At 42.8% G+C, this 20,504-nt stretch carries 34 protein-coding genes; 1 reads left to right on the top strand and 33 read right to left on the bottom strand.

Features of this window, described 5'->3' with window-relative positions:
* Positions 1–306: 306 nt before the first annotated feature.
* The 32 genes from rplQ to rpsL form a co-directional block, all read right to left on the bottom strand.
* A complete protein-coding gene (rplQ, locus tag FFM70_RS12200) occupies positions 307–690 on the bottom strand; it encodes a 50S ribosomal protein L17 (protein ID WP_137617118.1) in 384 nt (127 codons plus the stop codon).
* A 21-nt stretch (positions 691–711) separates the two neighbouring features.
* Entirely contained in the window at positions 712–1,656 is a 945-nt protein-coding gene (locus tag FFM70_RS12195; RefSeq protein WP_137606032.1) for a DNA-directed RNA polymerase subunit alpha, read from the bottom strand.
* Positions 1,657–1,742: 86 nt separating this feature from the next.
* On the bottom strand, positions 1,743–2,132 hold the full coding sequence (gene rpsK, locus FFM70_RS12190) for a 30S ribosomal protein S11 (RefSeq protein WP_057706082.1): 390 nt from the start codon (positions 2,130–2,132) through the stop codon (positions 1,743–1,745).
* Between the two features lie 24 nt (positions 2,133–2,156).
* Complete coding sequence (gene rpsM / locus FFM70_RS12185; protein ID WP_105448034.1) at positions 2,157–2,522, bottom strand: 30S ribosomal protein S13; 366 nt, start codon at positions 2,520–2,522, stop codon at positions 2,157–2,159.
* A gap of 27 nt (positions 2,523–2,549) precedes the next feature.
* A complete protein-coding gene (rpmJ, locus tag FFM70_RS12180; RefSeq protein ID WP_003638083.1) occupies positions 2,550–2,669 on the bottom strand; it encodes a 50S ribosomal protein L36 in 120 nt (39 codons plus the stop codon).
* A gap of 35 nt (positions 2,670–2,704) precedes the next feature.
* A complete protein-coding gene (gene infA / locus FFM70_RS12175; RefSeq protein WP_003638082.1) occupies positions 2,705–2,923 on the bottom strand; it encodes a translation initiation factor IF-1 in 219 nt (72 codons plus the stop codon).
* Between the two features lie 180 nt (positions 2,924–3,103).
* Positions 3,104–3,754: an adenylate kinase gene (locus tag FFM70_RS12170; protein ID WP_307722491.1), complete on the bottom strand. Its 651-nt coding sequence runs from the start codon at positions 3,752–3,754 to the stop codon at positions 3,104–3,106.
* A gap of 65 nt (positions 3,755–3,819) precedes the next feature.
* Positions 3,820–5,115 carry a preprotein translocase subunit SecY gene (secY, locus tag FFM70_RS12165; RefSeq protein WP_137617116.1) on the bottom strand — a complete coding sequence of 432 codons (1,296 nt, stop codon included), beginning with the start codon at positions 5,113–5,115 and terminating at the stop codon, positions 3,820–3,822.
* A gap of 1 nt (position 5,116) precedes the next feature.
* Positions 5,117–5,548 (bottom strand): 50S ribosomal protein L15, encoded by a 432-nt coding sequence (gene rplO, locus FFM70_RS12160; RefSeq protein WP_137617115.1) that lies wholly within the window; start codon positions 5,546–5,548, stop codon positions 5,117–5,119.
* Between the two features lie 31 nt (positions 5,549–5,579).
* Positions 5,580–5,762, bottom strand: a complete 183-nt coding sequence (rpmD, locus tag FFM70_RS12155; protein ID WP_137606036.1) for a 50S ribosomal protein L30 — start codon at positions 5,760–5,762, stop codon at positions 5,580–5,582.
* 14 nt (positions 5,763–5,776) lie between these two features.
* Positions 5,777–6,277 (bottom strand): 30S ribosomal protein S5, encoded by a 501-nt coding sequence (gene rpsE / locus FFM70_RS12150; RefSeq protein WP_137617114.1) that lies wholly within the window; start codon positions 6,275–6,277, stop codon positions 5,777–5,779.
* Positions 6,278–6,297: 20 nt separating this feature from the next.
* Positions 6,298–6,663, bottom strand: a complete 366-nt coding sequence (rplR, locus tag FFM70_RS12145) for a 50S ribosomal protein L18 (protein WP_307722490.1) — start codon at positions 6,661–6,663, stop codon at positions 6,298–6,300.
* Positions 6,664–6,697: 34 nt separating this feature from the next.
* A complete protein-coding gene (gene rplF / locus FFM70_RS12140) occupies positions 6,698–7,234 on the bottom strand; it encodes a 50S ribosomal protein L6 (protein ID WP_137606039.1) in 537 nt (178 codons plus the stop codon).
* Positions 7,235–7,263: 29 nt separating this feature from the next.
* Positions 7,264–7,659, bottom strand: coding sequence for a 30S ribosomal protein S8 (gene rpsH, locus FFM70_RS12135; protein ID WP_137617112.1), 396 nt, complete (start codon positions 7,657–7,659; stop codon positions 7,264–7,266).
* A 34-nt stretch (positions 7,660–7,693) separates the two neighbouring features.
* Positions 7,694–7,879, bottom strand: a complete 186-nt coding sequence (locus tag FFM70_RS12130; protein ID WP_137606040.1) for a type Z 30S ribosomal protein S14 — start codon at positions 7,877–7,879, stop codon at positions 7,694–7,696.
* Between the two features lie 20 nt (positions 7,880–7,899).
* Positions 7,900–8,442 carry a 50S ribosomal protein L5 gene (gene rplE / locus FFM70_RS12125; RefSeq protein ID WP_137617111.1) on the bottom strand — a complete coding sequence of 181 codons (543 nt, stop codon included), beginning with the start codon at positions 8,440–8,442 and terminating at the stop codon, positions 7,900–7,902.
* A gap of 29 nt (positions 8,443–8,471) precedes the next feature.
* A complete protein-coding gene (gene rplX, locus FFM70_RS12120; RefSeq protein ID WP_137617110.1) occupies positions 8,472–8,783 on the bottom strand; it encodes a 50S ribosomal protein L24 in 312 nt (103 codons plus the stop codon).
* A gap of 33 nt (positions 8,784–8,816) precedes the next feature.
* The gene (gene rplN, locus FFM70_RS12115; protein ID WP_137617109.1) at positions 8,817–9,185 is read right to left on the bottom strand and encodes a 50S ribosomal protein L14; all 369 of its coding nucleotides are present in this window, start codon (positions 9,183–9,185) and stop codon (positions 8,817–8,819) included.
* Positions 9,186–9,227: 42 nt separating this feature from the next.
* On the bottom strand, positions 9,228–9,497 hold the full coding sequence (rpsQ, locus tag FFM70_RS12110) for a 30S ribosomal protein S17 (protein ID WP_137617108.1): 270 nt from the start codon (positions 9,495–9,497) through the stop codon (positions 9,228–9,230).
* Between the two features lie 24 nt (positions 9,498–9,521).
* The gene (rpmC, locus tag FFM70_RS12105) at positions 9,522–9,716 is read right to left on the bottom strand and encodes a 50S ribosomal protein L29 (RefSeq protein WP_003638068.1); all 195 of its coding nucleotides are present in this window, start codon (positions 9,714–9,716) and stop codon (positions 9,522–9,524) included.
* Positions 9,706–10,140, bottom strand: a complete 435-nt coding sequence (gene rplP / locus FFM70_RS12100; RefSeq protein ID WP_137617107.1) for a 50S ribosomal protein L16 — start codon at positions 10,138–10,140, stop codon at positions 9,706–9,708. The genes rpmC and rplP overlap by 11 nt, the downstream gene beginning before the upstream one ends.
* Positions 10,141–10,142: 2 nt before the next feature.
* Positions 10,143–10,799, bottom strand: coding sequence for a 30S ribosomal protein S3 (gene rpsC, locus FFM70_RS12095; RefSeq protein WP_137617106.1), 657 nt, complete (start codon positions 10,797–10,799; stop codon positions 10,143–10,145).
* A gap of 12 nt (positions 10,800–10,811) precedes the next feature.
* Positions 10,812–11,159, bottom strand: a complete 348-nt coding sequence (gene rplV, locus FFM70_RS12090; protein ID WP_137606047.1) for a 50S ribosomal protein L22 — start codon at positions 11,157–11,159, stop codon at positions 10,812–10,814.
* An 18-nt stretch (positions 11,160–11,177) separates the two neighbouring features.
* Positions 11,178–11,453 carry a 30S ribosomal protein S19 gene (gene rpsS / locus FFM70_RS12085; protein WP_137606048.1) on the bottom strand — a complete coding sequence of 92 codons (276 nt, stop codon included), beginning with the start codon at positions 11,451–11,453 and terminating at the stop codon, positions 11,178–11,180.
* Between the two features lie 39 nt (positions 11,454–11,492).
* On the bottom strand, positions 11,493–12,332 hold the full coding sequence (gene rplB / locus FFM70_RS12080) for a 50S ribosomal protein L2 (RefSeq protein WP_137617105.1): 840 nt from the start codon (positions 12,330–12,332) through the stop codon (positions 11,493–11,495).
* Positions 12,333–12,355: 23 nt separating this feature from the next.
* Complete coding sequence (gene rplW / locus FFM70_RS12075) at positions 12,356–12,649, bottom strand: 50S ribosomal protein L23 (RefSeq protein ID WP_137617104.1); 294 nt, start codon at positions 12,647–12,649, stop codon at positions 12,356–12,358.
* Positions 12,649–13,272 (bottom strand): 50S ribosomal protein L4, encoded by a 624-nt coding sequence (gene rplD, locus FFM70_RS12070; protein WP_137617103.1) that lies wholly within the window; start codon positions 13,270–13,272, stop codon positions 12,649–12,651. The genes rplW and rplD overlap by 1 nt, the downstream gene beginning before the upstream one ends.
* 18 nt (positions 13,273–13,290) lie before the next feature.
* Positions 13,291–13,920 carry a 50S ribosomal protein L3 gene (gene rplC / locus FFM70_RS12065; RefSeq protein WP_137617102.1) on the bottom strand — a complete coding sequence of 210 codons (630 nt, stop codon included), beginning with the start codon at positions 13,918–13,920 and terminating at the stop codon, positions 13,291–13,293.
* A 37-nt stretch (positions 13,921–13,957) separates the two neighbouring features.
* The gene (gene rpsJ, locus FFM70_RS12060; protein WP_137617101.1) at positions 13,958–14,266 is read right to left on the bottom strand and encodes a 30S ribosomal protein S10; all 309 of its coding nucleotides are present in this window, start codon (positions 14,264–14,266) and stop codon (positions 13,958–13,960) included.
* Between the two features lie 1,341 nt (positions 14,267–15,607).
* Positions 15,608–17,707 carry an elongation factor G gene (gene fusA, locus FFM70_RS12055; protein WP_137617100.1) on the bottom strand — a complete coding sequence of 700 codons (2,100 nt, stop codon included), beginning with the start codon at positions 17,705–17,707 and terminating at the stop codon, positions 15,608–15,610.
* A 175-nt stretch (positions 17,708–17,882) separates the two neighbouring features.
* On the bottom strand, positions 17,883–18,353 hold the full coding sequence (gene rpsG / locus FFM70_RS12050) for a 30S ribosomal protein S7 (protein ID WP_137606055.1): 471 nt from the start codon (positions 18,351–18,353) through the stop codon (positions 17,883–17,885).
* A gap of 14 nt (positions 18,354–18,367) precedes the next feature.
* Positions 18,368–18,781, bottom strand: a complete 414-nt coding sequence (gene rpsL, locus FFM70_RS12045; RefSeq protein WP_137606056.1) for a 30S ribosomal protein S12 — start codon at positions 18,779–18,781, stop codon at positions 18,368–18,370.
* Positions 18,782–19,034: 253 nt separating this feature from the next.
* Here rpsL and FFM70_RS12040 point away from each other — a divergent pair, with 253 nt between their 5' ends.
* The gene (locus FFM70_RS12040; RefSeq protein ID WP_137617099.1) at positions 19,035–19,715 is read left to right on the top strand and encodes a prepilin peptidase; all 681 of its coding nucleotides are present in this window, start codon (positions 19,035–19,037) and stop codon (positions 19,713–19,715) included.
* A 59-nt stretch (positions 19,716–19,774) separates the two neighbouring features.
* Here the strand turns inward: FFM70_RS12040 and FFM70_RS12035 are convergent, their stop codons facing one another.
* Complete coding sequence (locus FFM70_RS12035; RefSeq protein WP_137617098.1) at positions 19,775–20,425, bottom strand: endonuclease III domain-containing protein; 651 nt, start codon at positions 20,423–20,425, stop codon at positions 19,775–19,777.
* Positions 20,426–20,504 lie beyond the last annotated feature (79 nt).

Genomic DNA, 20,504 nt, shown 5'->3' with positions numbered 1-20,504 from the left:
AACCTCCATAACTTTGATAACCTAAGGATATCAAGAATATGGAGACCATAAAATACGTCATCTTATTTACTGCTTACACTCGCAAATGTCGCGCACTGACCACAAAAAAGGCTACCCTTTGTAAGTTAGTTAACTTACAAAGGGTAGCCTCTGTTGGCTTGCGCCAAAAAAAATCACTTAAGATTGCGATATGCCATCTATGTTTAACATAAATAACTTCCGAACTAGACTTAAGTTACCTCTTGCAGTAACCAACATCATAGCGTCCGTCAACCATCAATCCCAGTGATCCGTAAAACAATTTAATTAGTCAACGAGTTCCAAGACAACCATTTGTGCGGCATCGCCACGACGAGGCATAGTCTTGTAAATTCGTGTGTAACCACCATTGCGGTCAGCATACTTAGGACCTAAGTCACTAAATAGCTTTTGCAATGCAGTTTGTACAGTTACATTGTCGTCTTCTTCATTAACATCAGCAACAATGTCACGCATGAAAGTAGCGGCTTGACGACGAGCATGTAAATCGCCCTTCTTGGCCAATGAAATCATCTTATCAGTCGTTGAACGAACTTCCTTAGCACGGGCTTCGGTAGTTTCGATGCGGCCGTTTACGATCAATGCACTTGTTAAATCACGAAGTAAGGCACGACGTTGTGAACTTGTACGTTGTAATTTACGGTAACTCATGAACGGATATCCTCCCTTGTATTAGTCTTCTTTGCGTAATGATAACCCAAGGTCAGCTAATTTTGCTTTAACTTCCTCAAGTGACTTGCGTCCAAGGTTGCGAACCTTCATCATATCAGCTTCAGTCTTGTTAGTTAATTCTTGAACCGTGTTGATTCCAGCACGTTTCAAACAATTATATGAACGAACGGAGAGATCTAACTCTTCAATCGTCATTTCTAACATCTTTTCCTTATGCGTTTCTTCCTTCTCAACCATCACGTCAGTGTTTTTAGCTTCATCAGTGAGATTTACGAAGATTGAAAGGTGATCAGTCAGGATTTTGGCTGATAGACTAATGGCTTCACTTGGAGTGATTGAACCATTTGTCCAAACGTCTAAGGTTAACTTATCGAAATCATCACGTTGACCAACCCGCGTGTTTTCAACTTGATAGTTGACACGTTCGATTGGGGAATATAATGAATCAACAGGTAAAACGCCAATTGGCATATCATCTTCACGATGTTTGTTATCCTCAGCGGAAACATAACCACGACCAGTATTAGCGGTCATACGCATATGGAAGTGTGCACCGTCTGCTACCGTACAAATTGCCAAGTCAGGATTCAAGACTTCGACGTCCGCATCACCAATGATATCACCGGCAGTGACGTTCGCAGGACCCTTAACATCGATTTCCAATGTCTTGGTTTCATCTGATTCCAACTTAAGTGCGATCTTCTTCACATTCAAGATGATGGCCGTAACATCTTCTGTTACGCCTTCAACCGTTGAAAATTCATGAAGCACACCATCAATTTGAATACTGGTAACAGCAGCGCCAGGTAAAGAAGAAAGAAGAATCCGACGAAGTGAATTCCCTAAAGTTGTACCATAACCACGTTCAAGTGGTTCTACAACAAACTTACCATAGTTGTCGTTTTCATCAATTTTATGAATGTTAGGTTTTTCAAATTCAATCATTCTTATCTTTTACCCCTTTCAAAACGCGTGGTGTTTAGTAGTTGTGCGTACAAAATGAAGTTAGCCCTCAAAATGAACGTCACAGATTAAACACGACGGCGCTTTGGAGGACGAGAACCATTATGAGGAACTGGCGTAACATCGCGAATTGCACTAACTTCCAAACCAGTAGCTTGTAAAGCACGGATTGCAGCTTCACGACCTGAACCAGGACCCTTAACAGCGACTTCAACAATCTTCATGCCATGTTCCATTGATGCCTTAGCAGCAGCTTCCGCAGCCATTTGAGCAGCAAAAGGTGTTGACTTACGACTACCCTTGAAACCTAATGAACCAGCTGATGACCAGGCAATTGCATTACCTTGCATATCAGTGATCATAACAAGCGTGTTGTTGAAAGTTGAATGGATGTGAGCCACACCGGATTCAATATTCTTTTTTACCCGACGACGACGGGTTGTCTTTCTAGTTGCCATAAAATTCGAAAACCTCCCTTATAATTATTTTTTACGTCCAGCGATGCTAACTTTTTTACCCTTACGAGTACGAGCATTGTTCTTCGTGTGTTGACCACGAACTGGTAAACCACGACGATGACGCATCCCACGGTATGAGCCAATTTCTTGAAGTAACTTGATGTTCAAGCTAACTTCACGACGTAAGTCACCTTCAGTTTTGTAACCATCAACGACGGCACGGATCTTATCTTCTTGTTCAGGAGTTAAGTCACGTACACGGACGTCTTCAGAAACACCGGCTTCTGCCAAGATCTTTTGGGCAGAAGTATTCCCGATACCGAAAATGTAAGTTAAACCGATGACAATACGCTTGTCACGGGGTAAGTCAATTCCTTCAATACGAGCCATTAATTTTTCACCTCCGACTTAGTTAAATTATTTACCTTGGCGTTGTTTATGCTTTGGATTAGCAGAGCAGATAATCATCACACGGCCTTTACGACGAATAACTTTGCAGTGTTCGCACATAGGCTTGACAGATGGTCTTACTTTCATGAATATTTACCTCCTATAAGGTACAAAGCGCCGGCCTACTTGAAACGGTAGGTAATCCGACCTTTAGTTAAATCATAAGGTGACATTTCGACTGTAACCTTGTCGCCAGGCAAGATCCGAATGTAATGCATCCGAATTTTACCTGAAACGTGTGCCAAGATCTCAGCGCCGTTTTCAAGCTCTACTTTAAACATTGCGTTAGGCAACGTTTCTTTGATAGTGCCTTGAATTTCAATGACGTCTTCTTTTGCCAAGTATGAGTCCCTCCCCTATTATCTGGTTTCGTGTTGCCACGTTGATGGTCCACTTTTGAACCAGTCGTTATTAAAATTAAGTTTAAAAAACATTAATATGAATCAACGGCTAAACCTGAATAAGTTTATCACAACGGTACTGCAAAAGCAACTACCGCGCGAGTTGGTGGGCATACAAGGCTAAAGGTTATCAAGAATTGACTTGATATCTTTGTAAACATCATCGATGTCGCGATCACCATCGACATTGTAGAGCAGTTTTTCTTGACCATAAAAATCAATTAATGGTGTGTTTAACTTAACGTTAACATCCAAACGATTCTTAACAGTCGCAGGCTTATCATCATCCCGTTGATAGAAATCATGACCGCCACAAACATCACAAGTGCCTTCAACCTTAGGCATCTTGTACAACTTATGATAAGTTGCACCACATGTCCGACAAATGAAACGACCTGAAAGTCGTTCAACTAACACTGAAGGTTCAACGTGAATGTTAATGACGCCGTCCAATGGCTTGTTCAGATCTTTACCGATCTGTTCGAGCGCATGAGCTTGATCAATATTACGTGGATAACCATCAAGCAAGAAGCCATTGGCAGTATCGGCTTCGGCTAAACGATCCTTAACGATGCCGTTTGTGACTTCGTCAGGAACCAAGTTACCTTGGTCGATATACTTTTTGGCTTCTAAGCCCATCTTGGTTTCATTCTTAATTGCTGCCCGGAAGATATCACCCGTTGAGATATGAGGAATATCAAAATCTTCAAGGATCTTCTGTGCTTGAGTACCCTTACCGGCACCTGGTAAACCCATTAAAATAAGGTTCATTGTTGACATCGTAATTTCCTCCTATAATGCACAAATGTGCTGAGTCTCCCCAACACACTCGCTGATTAACGAATAAAACCGACGTAGTCACGTTTCATCATTAATCCTTTAATTTGACGAATTGTTTCAAGGGCAACCCCAACAACGATCAGTAAACTCGTCCCACCTAAACCAATTGATTCATCCAAGCCAAAGATATCTGAGGCTAATAAAGGAATCAAGGAAATTAATCCAAGGTAAAGGGCGCCGACCGTACTAAGTCGCATTAACAATTTTGAAACCCAGTCTTGGGTATCTTTACCAGGCCAGACGCCTGGGATGTAGCTGCCTTGCTTTTGTAAGTTCTTCGACAGTTTTTCAGGATTGACCTGAACAAACGCATAGAAGAAAGTGAAAAGCACAATCAGAACAGTGTATAAGATTGCTCCGGTCGTTGACTGCATATTAAAGATATTACTCATGACCGTGTACCAAGTTTCATCACCATGACTGGCTTGAAAACCTAGCAAAATCGTTTGCGGCGTTGCAATGAAAGAACTCGCGAAGATAACAGGAATAACCCCAGCAACGTTCACCTTCAACGGTAGATAACTACTATCAGGTGCACCAGCTGCACGCCGAGTGTATTGAATTGGAATCCGATCATTCGCTTGTTCGACCCAAGTCACAAACATGACAATGATCAAGACAAGTAACAATAATCCGATGACAAACAAAATACTCTGCCACCAATCGCTCTTTGAAACATTAACGAATTGTTCTTGATAGATTTGGTACAACGAGGTAGGTGTCCGAGCAATGATCCCGGCAAAGATAATGATGGAAACACCATTACCCATCCCGCGGTCAGTAATCATATCACCCATCCAAGTCGTCAACATCGCACCACCGGTCAGGATAACCCCAATCGTTAAATACGTCGTGACACTTGGATTATTAACCAATTTAAGTGAACTTAAAGAGTTAAACCCAGCAGTAATCCCAATCGATTGAATAAAGGCTAAGGCAATGGTCAGCCAACGAGTCGCTTGGTTGAGTTTCCGTCGACCAACTTCACCTTGTTTGCCCCATTCAACAAACTTCGGAACAATATCCATTTGTAACAATTGAACAATGATTTGTGCAGTAATGTAAGGGGATACCCCCATAGCAAGGATGGAATAATTAGTTAAACCGCCACCACTGAATGTATTCAACATACTTATCAGCCCAGAAGATGCAACAGATTGCAGCGCTTGTGCATTAACCCCTGGGACTGTGATATAAGAGCCAAGACGAAATACAATCAAAACGCCCAACGTGAACAGAATTTTATTCCGAATATCCTTAACTTTCAGAGCGTCCTTCATGGTAGTCAGCAAGTTAGATCACCTCAGTTTTACCGCCAGCAGCTTCGATTGCCTTAACGGCAGTTTCGGAGAACTTGTTTGCCTTAACTGTTAACTTTTTGTCGAGCTTGCCGTTACCAAGAACTTTAACAGCAGCACTCTTTTTAACCAAGCCAGCTTCTTTCAATGATTCTGGTGTTACTTCGGCACCATCATCAAAGCGATTTAAGCCATCAAGGTTAACAACCGCATATTCTTTACGGTTGATATTAGTAAATCCACGTTTTGGAATCCGACGATACAATGGCATTTGGCCACCTTCGAAACCAACACGAACCTTACCACGCGCCTTTTGACCTTTTTGACCACGACCAGAAGTTTTACCTTGGCCACTTGAGTCGCCACGACCAATGCGACGGCGTGAAAAACGTGAACCTTCACTTGGAGTTAATTCATGTAACTTCATTTAGTAGGCACCTCCTCTTTAAAAATTTTAATTACTTAATTACTTCAACATCGATCAAATGAGCAATGAGGAAGATTTGACCGCGAGTTGCTGCGTCATCAGGTTTTACAACTGAGCTGTTAACTCGGCCTAAACCTAATTCCTTAACGATTTTACGTTGCTTAGGAAGACGATGAGCCGCACTGCGCACTAAAGTGATCTTTAATTGAGCCATGTTGTTTGTCCTCCCTATTCAGCTAAATGTTCAACTGAAACGCCACGTAAAGCAGCGATTTGGTCTGCTTTTCGTAAGCTCTTTAACCCTTCGAACGTTGCACGAACAACGTTAACTGGGGTGTTTGAGCCAAGACGCTTACTTGTTACATCATCAATACCAGCCAATTCCATGACGGCACGGACGGCGCCACCAGCGGCAACACCAGAACCTTCAACGGCAGGCTTAAGCATAATGCGGCCACCACCGTAAACACCGAGAGCTTCATGAGGAATGGTTGTACCGACCATTGGTACAGTGATCAAGTTCTTTTTAGCAGCTTCGGATGCTTTCCGAATTGCTTCTGGAACTTCTTGAGCCTTACCAGTACCGAAACCAACGTGTCCTTTGTGGTCACCAACGATTACCAATGCGGCAAAACGTAGACGACGACCACCTTTGACAACTTTAGTAATCCGGTTAATGGCAACAACGTTATCGTCAAGATCTAATTTTGATGGATCAATGAAAGTCATGTGGTATTATTCCTCCTTTATTAGAATTTAAGTCCGTTTTCACGAGCAGCTTCAGCTAAAGCTTGAACCCGGCCGTGATATAAGTAACCGCCACGATCAAAGACTACGTCAGCAATCTTCTTTTCAGCAGCACGTTTTGCAACAATAGCACCAACAGATGCAGCCTTTTCAGACTTGTTGTCGCCAGTTACTTCGCTATCTAACGTTGAGGCACTTGCGAGCGTTACACCCTCTACATCATCAATAATTTGAGCGTAGATGTTTTTGTTTGAACGATAAACATTTAAGCGTGGGCGCTCAGCAGTACCAGAAATCTTACCACGGACACGTGCGTGACGACGTTGACGTGTCTTATTTTTATCTGGTTTTGAAATCACAATAGTCACCTCTTATTATAGTTATGGACAGCACTAAGCTGCTTTATTTGCCAGTTTTACCTTCCTTACGACGAACATATTCATCGACGTAACGAATCCCTTTACCTTTGTAAGGTTCAGGTGAACGAATTGCCCGAACTTCGGCAGCAAAGTCACCAACAGCTTGCTTACCAATACCAGAGATATTGATATGTGTGTTGTCAGGAACTTCAACTGTTAAGTTTTCTGGCGTTTCAAATTCAACAGGATGTGAGTAACCAACGCTTAATACTAATTTTTTACCTTGTAATTGGGCACGGTAACCAACACCGACCAATTGAAGATTCTTAGTAAAGCCTTTAGTAACACCTTCAACCATGTTGTTAACATTTGCACGAGTAGTACCGTGTAATGCTTTCATCTTAAAGTCATCAGTTGGGCGAGTGAAGTTAACTTCGCTGCCTTCAACTGTCATCGTGATATCACTAGCGATGTTCCGTGTCAAAGTACCTTTAGGACCTTTAACCGTAACAACTTCGCCATCTTGTGATACTTCTACCCCAGCAGGGATATTAATTGTTTTATAACCAATACGACTCACTTACTTGCACCTCCCGTCTTAATTATTTATTACCAAACGTAAGCTAAAACTTCGCCGCCAAGCTTCTTGGCGCGAGCTTCTTTATCAGTAATTACACCTTCTGAAGTTGAGATGATTGCGATTCCTAAGCCGTTTAAAACCTTAGGAACTGAATCAGCTTTGACATATGAACGTAAACCTGGTTTTGAAATACGCTTCAAACCTGAGATTACGCGTTCGTTGTCTTTACCATACTTCAAGAAGACACGGATGATGCCCTGTTTGTCATCATCGATATATTCAACGTCGCGAACAAAACCTTCATTCTTTAAAATTTCGGCAATGTTGCGTTTGATTTTTGATGCAGGAACTTCTAATGAATCGTGGCGTACCATGTTAGCGTTACGGATACGAGTCAAGAAATCTGCGATTGGATCAGTCATCATGAAAGTTTAACCTCCTTTAACTTGGGTTTGTTTTTTACCAGCTAGCCTTTTTCATGCCAGGAATTTGACCTTTGTGGGCCAATTCGCGGAGGCAGATACGGCACAAGTGGAATTTACGGTAAACTGAATGTGGACGACCGCAACGTTCGCAACGTGTGTAGTTTTGAACTGCAAACTTCGCACCGCGTTGTTGTCTAACAATTTGTGATTTTTTAGCCAACTTAGATAAACTCCCTTCGATTATTTAGCAAATGGCATGCCAAATTGAGTTAACAACTCACGTGATTCTTCATCACTGTCAGCTGTTGTGACGATTACAATGTCCAAACCGCGAACACGGTTAACATTGTCATAGTTGATTTCTGGGAAGATCAATTGTTCACGGACACCCAATGTGTAGTTACCGCGACCATCAAATGAACGCGTGCTAACACCATGGAAGTCACGAACACGTGGTAATGAAACATTGATCAACTTGTCCAAGAAGTCATACATACGTTCGCCACGTAAGTCAACTTTGGCACCGATTGGCATACCTTCACGAAGACGGAAACCAGCGATAGATTTCTTTGCTCGTGTAACCAAAGGTTTTTGGCCGGAGATCAAAGTCAATTCTTCAACTGCTTCGTCTAAGTTCTTAGCGTTGGTAACTGCATCACCAACACCCATGTTCAAAACAATCTTTGCCATCTTTGGCACTTGCATAACTGAAGTGTAGTTGAACTTGTCAACTAATGCTGGCACGATTTCTTTTTCATATTGAGCTTTTAAACGGTTTTCCATGAAACTTGCTTCCTCCTTTCAGTCAGTGTTTAGTTTTCTAAATCTTTGCCGCTCTTTTTAGCGTAGCGGACACGCTTCCCGTCTTCACGACGAACACCTAAACGAGTAGGTTCGTTAGTAGATGGGTCAAGGATCATAACGTTTGAAGCATCAAAAGCTGCTTCGATGTCAACGATACCACCTTGTGGGTTAACGTTCGTTGGTTTTTGATGTTTTTTGATCTTGTTAACACCTTCAACAACAACACGGTTCTTAGCCTTGATAACTGCCTTAACAGTACCTTCTTGGCCACGATCCTTGCCACTGATGACACGAACTTTATCACCTGTTTTAATCAACATTAGGTTGCGCACCTCCTTATTTACGGTGTGTGATTACAGAACTTCTGGCGCTAATGAAACGATACGCATGAAGTCTTTATCACGTAATTCACGAGCGACAGGTCCGAAGATACGAGTACCTTGAGGAGTCTTGTCATCGCGGATGATAACTGCAGCATTTTCATCAAACTTGATGTATGAACCGTCAGCACGGTGTACACCGGTCTTAGTCCGGACAATAACCGCCTTAACAACATCATGAGCTTTGACAACACCACCGGGTGTTGCTTGTTTGACCGTAGCGACAATAATATCACCGATGTTAGCAGTCTTACGACCTGAGCCACCTAAAACCTTGATAGTCAGGATTTCACGGGCACCGGAGTTATCAGCAACTTTTAAACGACTTTCTTGTTGGATCACAGTAAGTGTCCTCCCTTCATTTAATTTTCTTCAGCTAATAAACTAGATAATAACAGCTTTTTGAACGACGTCAAGTAAGCGGAAACGCTTTGTAGCTGATAGAGGACGAGTTTCCATGATCCGGACGATATCGCCAACATGAGCTTCATTATTTTCATCATGAGCTTTGTATTTCTTGGAATAACGAACACGTTTGCCGTATACAGGATGATTCTTGTATGTTTCACGGACAACAACGATGGTTTTTTCCATCTTATCTGAAACAACGCGTCCTTGGATAACCTTGCGGCTGTTACGAGTATCTTCACTCATTCGTGATTTGCCTCCTTTTATAGGCTACTTGTTTAATTCTTGTTCACGCAACGCAGTTTTAATACGCGCGATGTTCTTACGAACTTGCTTTAAACGAGCGGTATTTTCAAGCTGACCAGTGGCCAATTGAAAACGCAAGTTGAAGAGTTCGTCTTTGTAAGACTTTTCTTTTTCGAGCATTTCAGTAGTGGACAATGCTTTAATTTCCTTAGCCTTCATCTGATTCGCCACCTACTTCCTCGCGCTTAATAATCTTTGTTTTCACAGGTAACTTCGTGCCGGCTAAGCGTAAAGCTTCGCGAGCAACTTCTTCAGATACGCCACCGACTTCAAACATAACCTTGTTACGTTTTACTGGGGCAACCCAACCTGCAGGAGTACCTTTCCCATTACCCATCCGCACGCCGACACCTTTTTCAGTGTAGGACTTGTGAGGGAAAATCTTAATCCATACTTTACCGCCACGCTTCATGTAACGGTTCATAGCAACACGAGCAGCTTCGATCTGTCGGTTACTAATCCAGTGTGATTCTAGTGTTTGTAAACCATAATCACCAAAAGCAACTGATTTACCGCCTTTTGCTTCACCGCGCATCTTACCACGGTGAACACGACGGAATTTAACCCGTTTAGGTACTAGCATGTTTATTTTCCTCCTTTATCTGCAGATTTCTTTTCTGGCAAGATTTCGCCACGGTAGATCCAAGTCTTAACGCCAAGCTTACCATAAGTGGTAGCAGCTTCAACCCATGCATAATCAATGTCAGCACGGAGCGTATGCAATGGAACAGTACCGTCTGAGTAAGTTTCAACACGTGACATGTCGGCCCCATTTAAACGGCCAGCAACTTGCGTCTTGATCCCTTTAGCACCTGAACGCATAGTACGTTGCATGGCACCACGCATCGCACGACGGAAAGCAACACGGCCTTCCAATTGACGCGCAATACTTTCACCAACTAATTTAGCATCTAAATCAGGTTTCTTGATTTCGATGATGTTGATGTGTACTCGTTTACCAGTTAATTCGTTTAATTCTTTACGAAGTGCTTCAACTTCAGAACCACCCTTACCAATAACCATCCCTGGTTTAGCGGTATGGATTGAAATGTTCACGCGATTTGCAGCGCGTTCGATTTCAACGGTGGAGACGGAAGCGTCGGCAAGTCGTTTTTCAATATACTTACGGATACGTAAATCTTCGTTTAAGTAAGTTGCAAAATCTTTTTCAGCATACCATTTTGCTTCCCAGTCGCGAATGATTCCGACACGTAATCCGGTTGGATTTACTTTTTGACCCACGCGTTATCCCTCCTATTTTTCAGTAACTGTGATCGTAATGTGGCTTGTCCGCTTGTTGATTGGTGAAGCAGAACCTTTGGCACGAGGACGGAACCGTTTTAAGGTTGGTCCTTCGTTGACGAAGGCTTCACTTACGACCAAATCTTCACGATCTAAGTCAAAGTTATTTTCAGCGTTAGCGACAGCAGACAATAGTACTTTTTCAACTACTGGTGAACCACCGCGTGGCGTAAACTTCAAGATTGCTAATGCTTCAGCAACGCTTTTACCTCTGATAAGATCGACAACTAGGCGGACCTTACGAGCGGCGATACGAACAGTTTTTGCAGTTGCGTGTGCAGATGTTACTTGTTCAGCCATTCTTTATCCTCCTAACTATTACTTCGTTGTCTTATCGTCTGTACCATGACCATGGAAAGTCCGTGTAGGTACGAATTCACCTAACTTATGACCGACCATATCGTCTTGGATATAAACTGGGACATGCTTGCGACCATCATAAACTGCGATTGTTAACCCAATAAAACTTGGGAAAATTGTTGAACGACGTGACCACGTCTTGATGACAGATTTCTTGTCAGAATCAGATTGTGCATCCACTTTTTTCAATAAATGCGAATCTGCGAAAGGTCCCTTCTTTAAACTTCGACCCATCGTGTGACCTCCTCTCGAGAACTACAGTGATTTCAAATTTTAGTGTTTGCCTGGACGACGACCACGAACGATAAGCTTGTTTGAACGAGCCTTCTTGTTCCGGGTCTTCTTACCAAGAGTCTTCTTACCCCATGGTGACATAGGAGATGGATGACCGATTGGCGCTTTACCTTCACCACCACCATGAGGGTGATCGTTAGGGTTCATAACAGAACCACGAACCGTTGGACGTTTGCCTTGCCAACGTGTACGACCGGCTTTACCTGAGTTGATCAATTCATGTTGTTCATTACCAACAGTACCAACAGTGGCACGGGCAGTTAATAGAACTAAACGAACTTCACCAGATGACAAACGAACAATTGCATATTTGCCTTCCTTACCAAGTAATTGCGCAGAAGCACCAGCAGAACGAGCTAATTGCCCACCCTTACCAGGCTTTAATTCAATGTTATGCACGATAGTACCAACTGGGATGTTGTTTAATGGTAATGCGTTACCAACCTTGATATCAGCTTCAACACCAGATTGAACTTGCATACCAACTTCCAAACCCTTTGGTGCTAAAATATATGATTTCACACCGTCAGCATATACCAATAAGGCAATGTTAGCAGTCCGATTTGGATCATATTCGATTGCTTTAACCGTAGCTGGAACTTCATCTTTAATACGCTTGAAGTCAACTAAACGGTATTGTTGTTTATGACCGCCACCACGATGACGAACAGTGATGTGACCATAACTGTTACGACCAGCTGTATGGCTTTGTGAGTCTAATAATGACTTTTCTGGTTTTGTCTTAGTGATTTCAGCAAAATCAGAACCGGTCATATTACGACGGCCGTTAGTGGTTGGTTTATACTTTCTAATACCCACTATAGTAACCTCCTAAATTAGATTTATTGTTGATCGTCGTTGAACAACTTAATTTCGTTAGAATCAGGAGTTAAGGTAACAATAGCCTTACGACGCTTCTTAGTATAACCGGCGAAACGACCTTGACGCTTGAACTTCCCTTTAACATTCATAACGTTAACTTTAACGACTTTGACATCGAAGATTTCTTCGATTGCCTTTTTAACTTGTGTTTTAGTAGCCTGTACGTTGACATCGAAAGTATAGCGCTTGTCATCCAAGCCAGCCATAGATGCTTCAGTAACGACAGGGCGTAAAATTACATCGCGTGCTTCCATTATGCGAGCGCCTCCCCTAATTGATCGAGGGCTTTTTGGGTAACGACTAATTTGTCACTATTAGCGACATCTAAGACGTTAACACCTTTGGCTTTAAGGATCTTAACATTTGGTAAGTTACGACCTGCCAAAGCAGCCTTTTCATTGTCCTCTTCAACCAAAACAAGTGTCTTGGTGTCGACATTGAGGTTGTTTAATACGTTAGCAAATTCCTTAGTTTTTGGTGCGTCGAAAGCTAAAGCTTCAACTGCAACTAAGCTGTTGTCTAAGACCTTTTGAGAAAGGACAGACTTCAAAGCTAAGCGCATTACCTTCTTAGGTAATTTGTAACTGTATGAACGTGGTGTAGGTCCGAAGACAATCCCACCTTTACGCCATTGTGGCGAACGGATAGAACCTTGACGAGCCCGACCAGTACCCTTTTGACGCCATGGTTTACGACCACCACCGCGACGAGCACTACGGTTCTTAACAGCATGAGTCCCTTGACGCAATGATGCACGTTGCATCAAGATGGCATCAAAAACCACGTTTTCGTTTGGTTCAACACCAAACACTGCGTCGTTTAAAGTAACGTCACCGTTTTGCGTACCGTCTTGTTTATATAATGCTACGCTAGTCATGTATTATGTCCTCCTTCCTTATTTACTCTTTACAGATGTTTTAATTGTAACGAATGATTTGTTTGCACCAGGGACATTACCCTTAATTAATAAGACGTTGTTTTCAACGTCGGCACGAACCACCGTTAAGTTTTGCATCGTCCGTTGATGATTACCCATCCGGCCTGGTAATTTCTTACCTTTGAAGACACGGTTGATAATGGCACCTAATGAACCAGGACGACGATGGTAACGAGACCCATGGGCCATTGGTCCACGACTTTGTCCGTCTTTATGAATATTACCTTGGTAACCATGACCTTTAGTGATACCCGTAACATCGACAGCGTCACCGGCTGCGAAAATATCAGCCTTGACTTCGTCACCTACTGTGTAATCTCCAAGCTCAACATTACGAATTTCACGAATGAAGCGCTTAGGAGTCGTTTTTGCTTTTGCTGCATGACCTTGAGCAGGTTTGTTCGTTAAGACTTCACGTTTGTCGTCGATACCTAATTGAATTGCTTCGTAACCGTCGTTTTCGATGGTCTTAACTTGCAAGACAACGTTAGGTTCAGTGGCGATAACAGTAACTGGGATCAATTCCCCGTTTTCAGTGAAGACTTGCGTCATTCCTACCTTTTTCCCTAAGATTCCTTTAGTGGTCATGAGTACACCTCCAATTAATTGATTTTAGTTTAGAAAATTAAAGCTTGATTTCAATATCCACACCGCTAGGCAAGTCTAACTTCATTAATGAGTCGACTGTCTTTGGCGTTGGGTTAATGATATCGATTAAACGCTTGTGAGTCCGCATTTCGAATTGTTCGCGTGACTTCTTGAACTTATGTGGTGACCGGAGAACCGTATAGATAGTCCGATCAGTAGGCAATGGAATTGGACCTGAAATAGTAGCACCAGTTCTCTTTGCCGTTTCAACAATCTTGTCAGCAGACTGATCAAGAATACGGTGTTCGTATGCCTTTAAACGGATACGAATTTTTTGCTTTGCCATTGTTGTGACCTCCTTCGTCTATTTTGAAAATAAGACTAGCTCCGTGAAAATTACCGCCGCGCCCCATGACAATGTGGCCGGGCGTGTCGCAACCTTTCACATCAAAGCTAACTACGACTACTTGATGTAGGGGAGTACAGTACTCCCTTTCTAAATACCAAGCACAATCTATAATAACTGAAAAGCTTTGTAATAGCAAGCGCTGACGCACTTTTTTCGAACCATCGTTGTAAACCGTGTTACCTTTTTTGAACCAGCACCAATAAATGTAACACAAATTCGTTGAGAATAATAGTTATTTTTCAACTTTTATTCGCGAACCAAAGCTTTTACAGTTACATGATTGCGTGACCAGTCATTATTGTTTTAACCTACTGTGATCACTCATGACCAATTGGCTTAAAACGAATTAGTAATTAACGCACGACGTTATTTAGCATCATACTCGCGTTTGCTGTTCATTTCAAGTCGTTGCACATGTTTTTTTAAGATTGATGGACTAGTTCCAGTAAACTTTTAGCATGACGCACACTTTTACGTTCCCTGCGGCGGGGAAACGCTGGAACGCTGCCGACCATTTTCGAGCCACAGTGCGGTCTCGAAAATTGGTCTTTTGCTAATTCGGTCTTAACCCGACCGACTAAGCAAAATTTGGCGGCTGAGCATTTCCCCGCCTCCGGTCACTCAATCTGTGTCTTGTTGTCTACTAGCAAAGTTCAGGACCTAAACACGACACCACCCACGTTAAACGCTTATGATTACTTCATCTGCTTAGCATCCTGATATTTTGGCGTCAACTATTATTATAGACGCTTTCTATTTTGATTGAGACATGCGCTGGTAGCTTAACTCTTAAGTTGCCTGAAATATAGCCATTATTTTCTTCACATATCTCCTACAGTATTAACACCACTTTTCTATTTGGAGGATCAGAAGTTTAACATTCATCCCTGTCTTTAATTCACCAGTCAACTTCACCTGCACCACCGGATTAATTTTTATCTCTTGTGACAAGCATTCTGATCTCAAGCACAGCCATCGCAAAAAGCACCCCTGTTAACTAGCTGAAGGTTGCTGGTGATGGCATCGGTCGTGATGGTGGCGTTAGGTCGGCGTGATTTTTGCCGACGTTACACCACGGACCGGCCGGGACACTTGCGGGTTAAGCAAGGGTTCCGGGCGAGGGACAAGACTTGGGTTTCAGGCTTGGCCCGGTCCCACGGCCACATGCTATCGACAGCAACCGGAAGCGGCAATATTCACACTCCCCCTGCCTTACGACTAATTGACCGTAAAAAAAGCCGCTAAGCAAAATTGCTTAACGACTTTTTAGAATCAAGATTAATCTTCGGCTGGAGTGCCGCCATTTTTCTTGATGATTTCTGCTTGAACAGACTTAGGTACCTTTTCGTAATGATCAAATGTCATTGTGAAAGTCCCACGGCCTTGGGTAGCTGAACGTAATGTGGTTGCATAACCAAACATTTCAGCTAAAGGAACAAACGCATGAACTTCTTGAGCGTTCCCACGTTCTTCCATTCCTTCGATCGTACCACGACGAGCGGTAACGTGACCCATAACATCACCTAAGTAATCTTCTGGGGCAACAATATCAACCTTCATGATAGGTTCAAGGATAACAGGGCCAGCTGACTTAGCTGCATTCCGTAAGGCTAATGAAGCGGCAATCTTGAAGGCTGCTTCACTAGAATCGACATCATGGTAAGAACCATCATACAATTTAGCCTTAACGTCAACTAAAGGATAACCAGCTAACACACCGTTAGCCATTGATTCCTTCAAGCCTTGTTCAACTGAAGGGATGTATTCACGAGGAACAACCCCACCGACGATGGCGTCTTCGAATTCGAAGCCTTTACCTTCTTCGTTAGGTGTAAATTCAACCCAAACATCCCCATATTGACCTTTACCACCAGATTGGTGAACGAACTTACCTTGGACCTTAGTTTCCTTAGTGAATGTTTCACGATAAGAAACTTGAGGTGCACCAACAGTGGCTTCAACGTTGAATTCACGACGCATCCGGTCAACGATGATGTCCAAATGTAATTCACCCATCCCAGCGATTAAAGTTTCACCAGTTTCTTGGTTAGTTTCAGCCTTGAAAGTAGGATCTTCTTCAGAAAGCTTTTGTAAGGCAACGTTCATCTTATCTTGGTCAGCCTTAGTCTTAGGTTCAACGGCAACCTGGATAACGGGATCAGGGAATTCCATTGATTCCAAATGATATGGATGTTCAATAGAAGTCAATGAGTCACCAGTAGTGGTGTTCTTCAAACCAATCGCAGCGGCGATATCACCAGAGAAGACTTCTGGGATTTCTTTCCGTTGGTTAGAATGCATTTGAAGTAAACGACCAACACGTTCACGTTTGTCCTTGGTAGCGTTTAAGACATATGAACCAGATTCCAAAGTACCTTGGTAAACCCGGATAAATGTCAAACGACCAACGAATGGGTCGGTGGCAACCTTAAATGCTAACGCAGCGAAAGGCTTATCATCACCGGCAATCAATTCAACTTCTTCATCGTTTTCAGGATCAGTCGCTTTATAAGGCTTAACATCAAGTGGTGATGGTAAGTAGTCAACAACCGCATCCATCAACATTTGAACACCCTTGTTCTTGAAGGCTGAACCAGCTAAAACTGGGAAGAATTCAAGTGCCAAAGTACCCTTACGGATAGCAGCTTTGATTTCTTCTTTAGAAATTTCTTCACCGCCAAGATATTTTTCCATGATGCCATCATCGATATCAGCTAAAGCTTCAATCAAGTCATCACGAGCAGCTTGGGCGTCTGCTTTGTATTCTTCAGGAACGTCAACAGTATCCCATTCCGTACCGAGTTGATCTTCATCATAAAGATCAGCTTTCATTTCGATTAAGTCAATGACCCCTTCGAAATTGTCTTCGGCACCAATTGGTAATTGGATTGCGTGAGCATTCGCTTGTAAACGATCATGGATCGTACTTACAGAATACTTGAAGTCCGCACCGATTTTGTCCATCTTGTTAACGAAAACGACACGAGGAACGTTATACGTTGAGGCTTGACGCCAAACGGTTTCAGTTTGAGGTTCAACACCAGCTTGGGCATCTAAGACGGTAATCGCACCATCTAAGACCCGAAGTGACCGTTCAACTTCAACAGTGAAGTCAACGTGTCCTGGGGTATCGATGATGTTAATCCGATGGTTCTTCCACTGAGCAGTAGTCGCAGCAGAAGTGATCGTGATACCACGTTCTTGTTCTTGGGCCATCCAGTCCATTTGTGAAGCACCATCATGGGTTTCACCAATTTTGTGGATTTTACCAGTATAGTACAAGATACGTTCGGTAGTAGTGGTCTTACCGGCATCGATATGGGCCATGATACCAATGTTACGAGTCTTATCGAGTGAAAATTCTCTTGTATTAGCCATTAGAAAATGTGTTACTCCTCTCAATTAAATGGAATTAACAGTAAAACCTACTATTAATATAGTAGGGAAAAAGTATAAAGCTTTTTTCAAAAAATGGCTACTATATGCTCACATATAATAGCCACCTTGTTGTTACGTTTAGTTAAAGTTAAGCTTCAACCAAACCATAGAAATCTTACCAACGATAATGTGCAAAGGCACGGTTGGCTTCAGCCATTTTATGCGTATCTTCACGCTTCTTAACTGAGGCACCAGTATTGTTGGCAGCATCCATGATTTCACGTGCTAACCGGTCTGACATGGTGTGTTCACCACGTGAACGTGCATATTGAACGATCCAACGAAGTGCTAAGGTCGTCTTACGGTCTGGACGAACTTCGATAGGAACTTGATAGTTAGAACCACCGACACGGCGAGCCTTAACTTCAAGTACTGGCATAACGTTCTTCATTGCTTCTTCGAAGACATCTAAAGGTTCGTTTCCAGTTTGTTCCTTAATTTGATCAAACGCATCATACAAGATAGTTGATGCAGTCCCACGTTTACCATCTAACATTAAGTGGTTAATTAAACGCGTTACTAACTTAGAATCGTACATTGGATCTGGCAAAACTTCGCGCTTTGCTGGTTGTCCTTTTCTTGGCATTTAACTTACCTCCTTTATTCCTTTGGCTTCTTGGTACCATACTTAGAACGACTTTGACGACGATCTTCGACGCCGGCCGTATCTAAAGTACCACGGATAACGTGATAACGTACACCAGGTAAATCCTTTACACGTCCACCACGAATCAAGACAACACTATGTTCTTGAAGGTTGTGACCAATACCAGGAATATAAGCGGTAACTTCAATCAAGTTAGATAAACGGACACGTGCATACTTCCGTAAAGCTGAGTTAGGCTTCTTAGGAGTCATTGTGCCGACACGAGTTGCAACCCCACGTTTTTGTGGTGCAGGGTTATTAGTAGCAACCTTCTTGTAACTGTTATACCCGAAGTTTAAAGCTGGGGCATTTGATTTTGATACTTTAGATTTACGACCTTTACGAATTAACTGGTTAATTGTTGGCATGTTCTAAAGTGTCCTCCTTCCAAAAATGTCTGATTTTTAAGTCCACACATCCAGGTGGTTCTTTTTTTAACAAAAAAATAACCCATGAACGATGGCAATTCTGCGCTCAGCCGACCAGTCAGCATGTCTGTATTCCTATACAGGAATCTGTCTGCGAAAAGCACCTTTACAAGAGTATCATGATGAAAGTATGGTGTCAACAGTGACTTCACATTTTCTTTGCGTAGTTAACTCCTATAAAGGGGGATTAACCATGCTCTTACTCAATAGTCTCATGTTCACGATTGGTGCTTGCTGCGGCTCATTCATCACTTGCATGGCCGAACGACTCAGCGACATGCAATCATTATACACTAAACAACGGTCGGTTTGTCCACAATGTCAGCATCAATTACGTTTTTGGCAACTCATACCACTGCTGGGCGTGCTACTGCAACGTGGTAAATGCTTTGACTGCCAAACAGCCATCAATTTACGGTCAACTTGGATCGAACTGCTCTGTGGCGGGCTTGTCTTGTTTAATTGGCAACTGCCACTGCCGTTAAGCTTGCCACTGCTACTTGGCTATGCAGTTTTGATTTTCAACAGTCTCACCGACCGACTTAGTTTCAGTGTTTTTCCAATTACTTTGATTCTCCCTGGTGTGCTCGGGCTGTGGTTTCAACCGCCGATTTTGTCGATCCCACTGGCTATTGTTGCTACCCTACTCCTTGGGTTATACGGGTTGGCTTGGAAAACAAAAAAATTTGGGTTGGGTGACGTTGATATTCTCGTTTTGCTGAGTTGTTTAGCGACACCCGACTTAGTTTTGACCAGTCTGACGCTGGCTTCATTTGGCGCACTGCTAACTTTCGCGCTTACACACCAGCGAGCCCAGTTGCCGTTCGTCCCTTTTTTGACTTGGGCGTTCATCATGACGACTCAACTAGACTAACACGTCGTAAAAACGCGACAACCAATTAACTCAATGGTTGTCGCGTTTGTTATTCGACGTTATTGTAATCCTTCATTTTCTTCATTCAACTGGTCACAGTCAATAATCAGTTGGCAGACTTCTTTATCCGGCGTCAGCTTCATCGAATACTTCCGGCCAAATTCGATCATCGTATGATGGGCTTGATGAAGTTCAGCTGGTGGCAGCACACTCACGATTTTTTGTTCCACTTGTAGTGGTGACGCTGCTTGATCAATAAAATGGAGGCGCTTCGAAATGGCTGACACGTGCGTATCAACTGCGAACGTATTTTGCGCAAAGACATCACTCAAAACCACATTGGCAGTCTTTCGCCCAGCTCCCGGCAACGCCATAATTCCTTTACGATCAGTTGGGACCTCATCGTTTAAGTCTTCATGAACCATGCGCGCCGTTTTAATAATATTCTTGGCTTTATTGTGAAATAATCCCACACTTTTAATGATGCTTTCCACCTCAGTCACGTCGGCAGCCATCAGCGCGGCCGGCGTCGGATAGCGGTCAAACAATACTGGCGTCACCTTATTGACCGACACATCGGTGGCTTGCGCACTCAAAATAACAGATACTAAATACTGAAATGGTGTCCGCGAATCTAGCGACGGACCCACTGGCCCCATTTCTGCTTCCATCTGATGAATTGCCCAGACAATCTGATCATCCTTTAACATTGCATTCCCGCCTCTCAGCTCATTTAAACCTTCCTCTCAATACTACCCGAAACTGAGGTTTATGCAATAAAAAAGACGA

The sequence above is a fragment of the Lactiplantibacillus nangangensis genome, from assembly GCF_005405065.1.
Lineage (GTDB): Bacteria > Bacillota > Bacilli > Lactobacillales > Lactobacillaceae > Lactiplantibacillus > Lactiplantibacillus nangangensis.
This window is presented reverse-complemented; position numbering and strand designations above follow the sequence as displayed.

What these genes read in the sequence shown, in the direction of transcription:
- rplQ (WP_137617118.1), bottom strand. Translation starts at nt 690, where the DNA reads ATGAGTTACCGTAAATTACAACGTACAAGTTCACAACGTCGTGCCTTA.
- FFM70_RS12195 (WP_137606032.1), bottom strand. Translation starts at nt 1,656, where the DNA reads ATGATTGAATTTGAAAAACCTAACATTCATAAAATTGATGAAAACGAC.
- rpsK (WP_057706082.1), bottom strand. Translation starts at nt 2,132, where the DNA reads ATGGCAACTAGAAAGACAACCCGTCGTCGTCGGGTAAAAAAGAATATT.
- rpsM (WP_105448034.1), bottom strand. Translation starts at nt 2,522, where the DNA reads ATGGCTCGTATTGAAGGAATTGACTTACCCCGTGACAAGCGTATTGTC.
- rpmJ (WP_003638083.1), bottom strand. Translation starts at nt 2,669, where the DNA reads ATGAAAGTAAGACCATCTGTCAAGCCTATGTGCGAACACTGCAAAGTT.
- FFM70_RS12170 (WP_307722491.1), bottom strand. Translation starts at nt 3,754, where the DNA reads ATGAACCTTATTTTAATGGGTTTACCAGGTGCCGGTAAGGGTACTCAA.
- rplO (WP_137617115.1), bottom strand. Translation starts at nt 5,548, where the DNA reads ATGAAGTTACATGAATTAACTCCAAGTGAAGGTTCACGTTTTTCACGC.
- rpmD (WP_137606036.1), bottom strand. Translation starts at nt 5,762, where the DNA reads ATGGCTCAATTAAAGATCACTTTAGTGCGCAGTGCGGCTCATCGTCTT.
- rpsE (WP_137617114.1), bottom strand. Translation starts at nt 6,277, where the DNA reads ATGACTTTCATTGATCCATCAAAATTAGATCTTGACGATAACGTTGTT.
- rpsH (WP_137617112.1), bottom strand. Translation starts at nt 7,659, where the DNA reads ATGATGACTGATCCAATCGCAGATTTCTTGACTCGTATCCGTAACGCT.
- rplE (WP_137617111.1), bottom strand. Translation starts at nt 8,442, where the DNA reads ATGGAAAACCGTTTAAAAGCTCAATATGAAAAAGAAATCGTGCCAGCA.
- rplX (WP_137617110.1), bottom strand. Translation starts at nt 8,783, where the DNA reads ATGTTGATTAAAACAGGTGATAAAGTTCGTGTCATCAGTGGCAAGGAT.
- rpsQ (WP_137617108.1), bottom strand. Translation starts at nt 9,497, where the DNA reads ATGAGTGAAGATACTCGTAACAGCCGCAAGGTTATCCAAGGACGCGTT.
- rpmC (WP_003638068.1), bottom strand. Translation starts at nt 9,716, where the DNA reads ATGAAGGCTAAGGAAATTAAAGCATTGTCCACTACTGAAATGCTCGAA.
- rplP (WP_137617107.1), bottom strand. Translation starts at nt 10,140, where the DNA reads ATGCTAGTACCTAAACGGGTTAAATTCCGTCGTGTTCACCGTGGTAAG.
- rplV (WP_137606047.1), bottom strand. Translation starts at nt 11,159, where the DNA reads ATGGCTGAACAAGTAACATCTGCACACGCAACTGCAAAAACTGTTCGT.
- rpsS (WP_137606048.1), bottom strand. Translation starts at nt 11,453, where the DNA reads ATGGGTCGAAGTTTAAAGAAGGGACCTTTCGCAGATTCGCATTTATTG.
- rplW (WP_137617104.1), bottom strand. Translation starts at nt 12,649, where the DNA reads ATGGAAGCACGCGATGTAATTTTACGCCCTGTCGTTACTGAAGCATCT.
- rplD (WP_137617103.1), bottom strand. Translation starts at nt 13,272, where the DNA reads ATGACTAGCGTAGCATTATATAAACAAGACGGTACGCAAAACGGTGAC.
- rplC (WP_137617102.1), bottom strand. Translation starts at nt 13,920, where the DNA reads ATGACCACTAAAGGAATCTTAGGGAAAAAGGTAGGAATGACGCAAGTC.
- rpsJ (WP_137617101.1), bottom strand. Translation starts at nt 14,266, where the DNA reads ATGGCAAAGCAAAAAATTCGTATCCGTTTAAAGGCATACGAACACCGT.
- fusA (WP_137617100.1), bottom strand. Translation starts at nt 17,707, where the DNA reads ATGGCTAATACAAGAGAATTTTCACTCGATAAGACTCGTAACATTGGT.
- rpsG (WP_137606055.1), bottom strand. Translation starts at nt 18,353, where the DNA reads ATGCCAAGAAAAGGACAACCAGCAAAGCGCGAAGTTTTGCCAGATCCA.
- rpsL (WP_137606056.1), bottom strand. Translation starts at nt 18,781, where the DNA reads ATGCCAACAATTAACCAGTTAATTCGTAAAGGTCGTAAATCTAAAGTA.
- FFM70_RS12040 (WP_137617099.1), top strand. Translation starts at nt 19,035, where the DNA reads ATGCTCTTACTCAATAGTCTCATGTTCACGATTGGTGCTTGCTGCGGC.
- FFM70_RS12035 (WP_137617098.1), bottom strand. Translation starts at nt 20,425, where the DNA reads ATGTTAAAGGATGATCAGATTGTCTGGGCAATTCATCAGATGGAAGCA.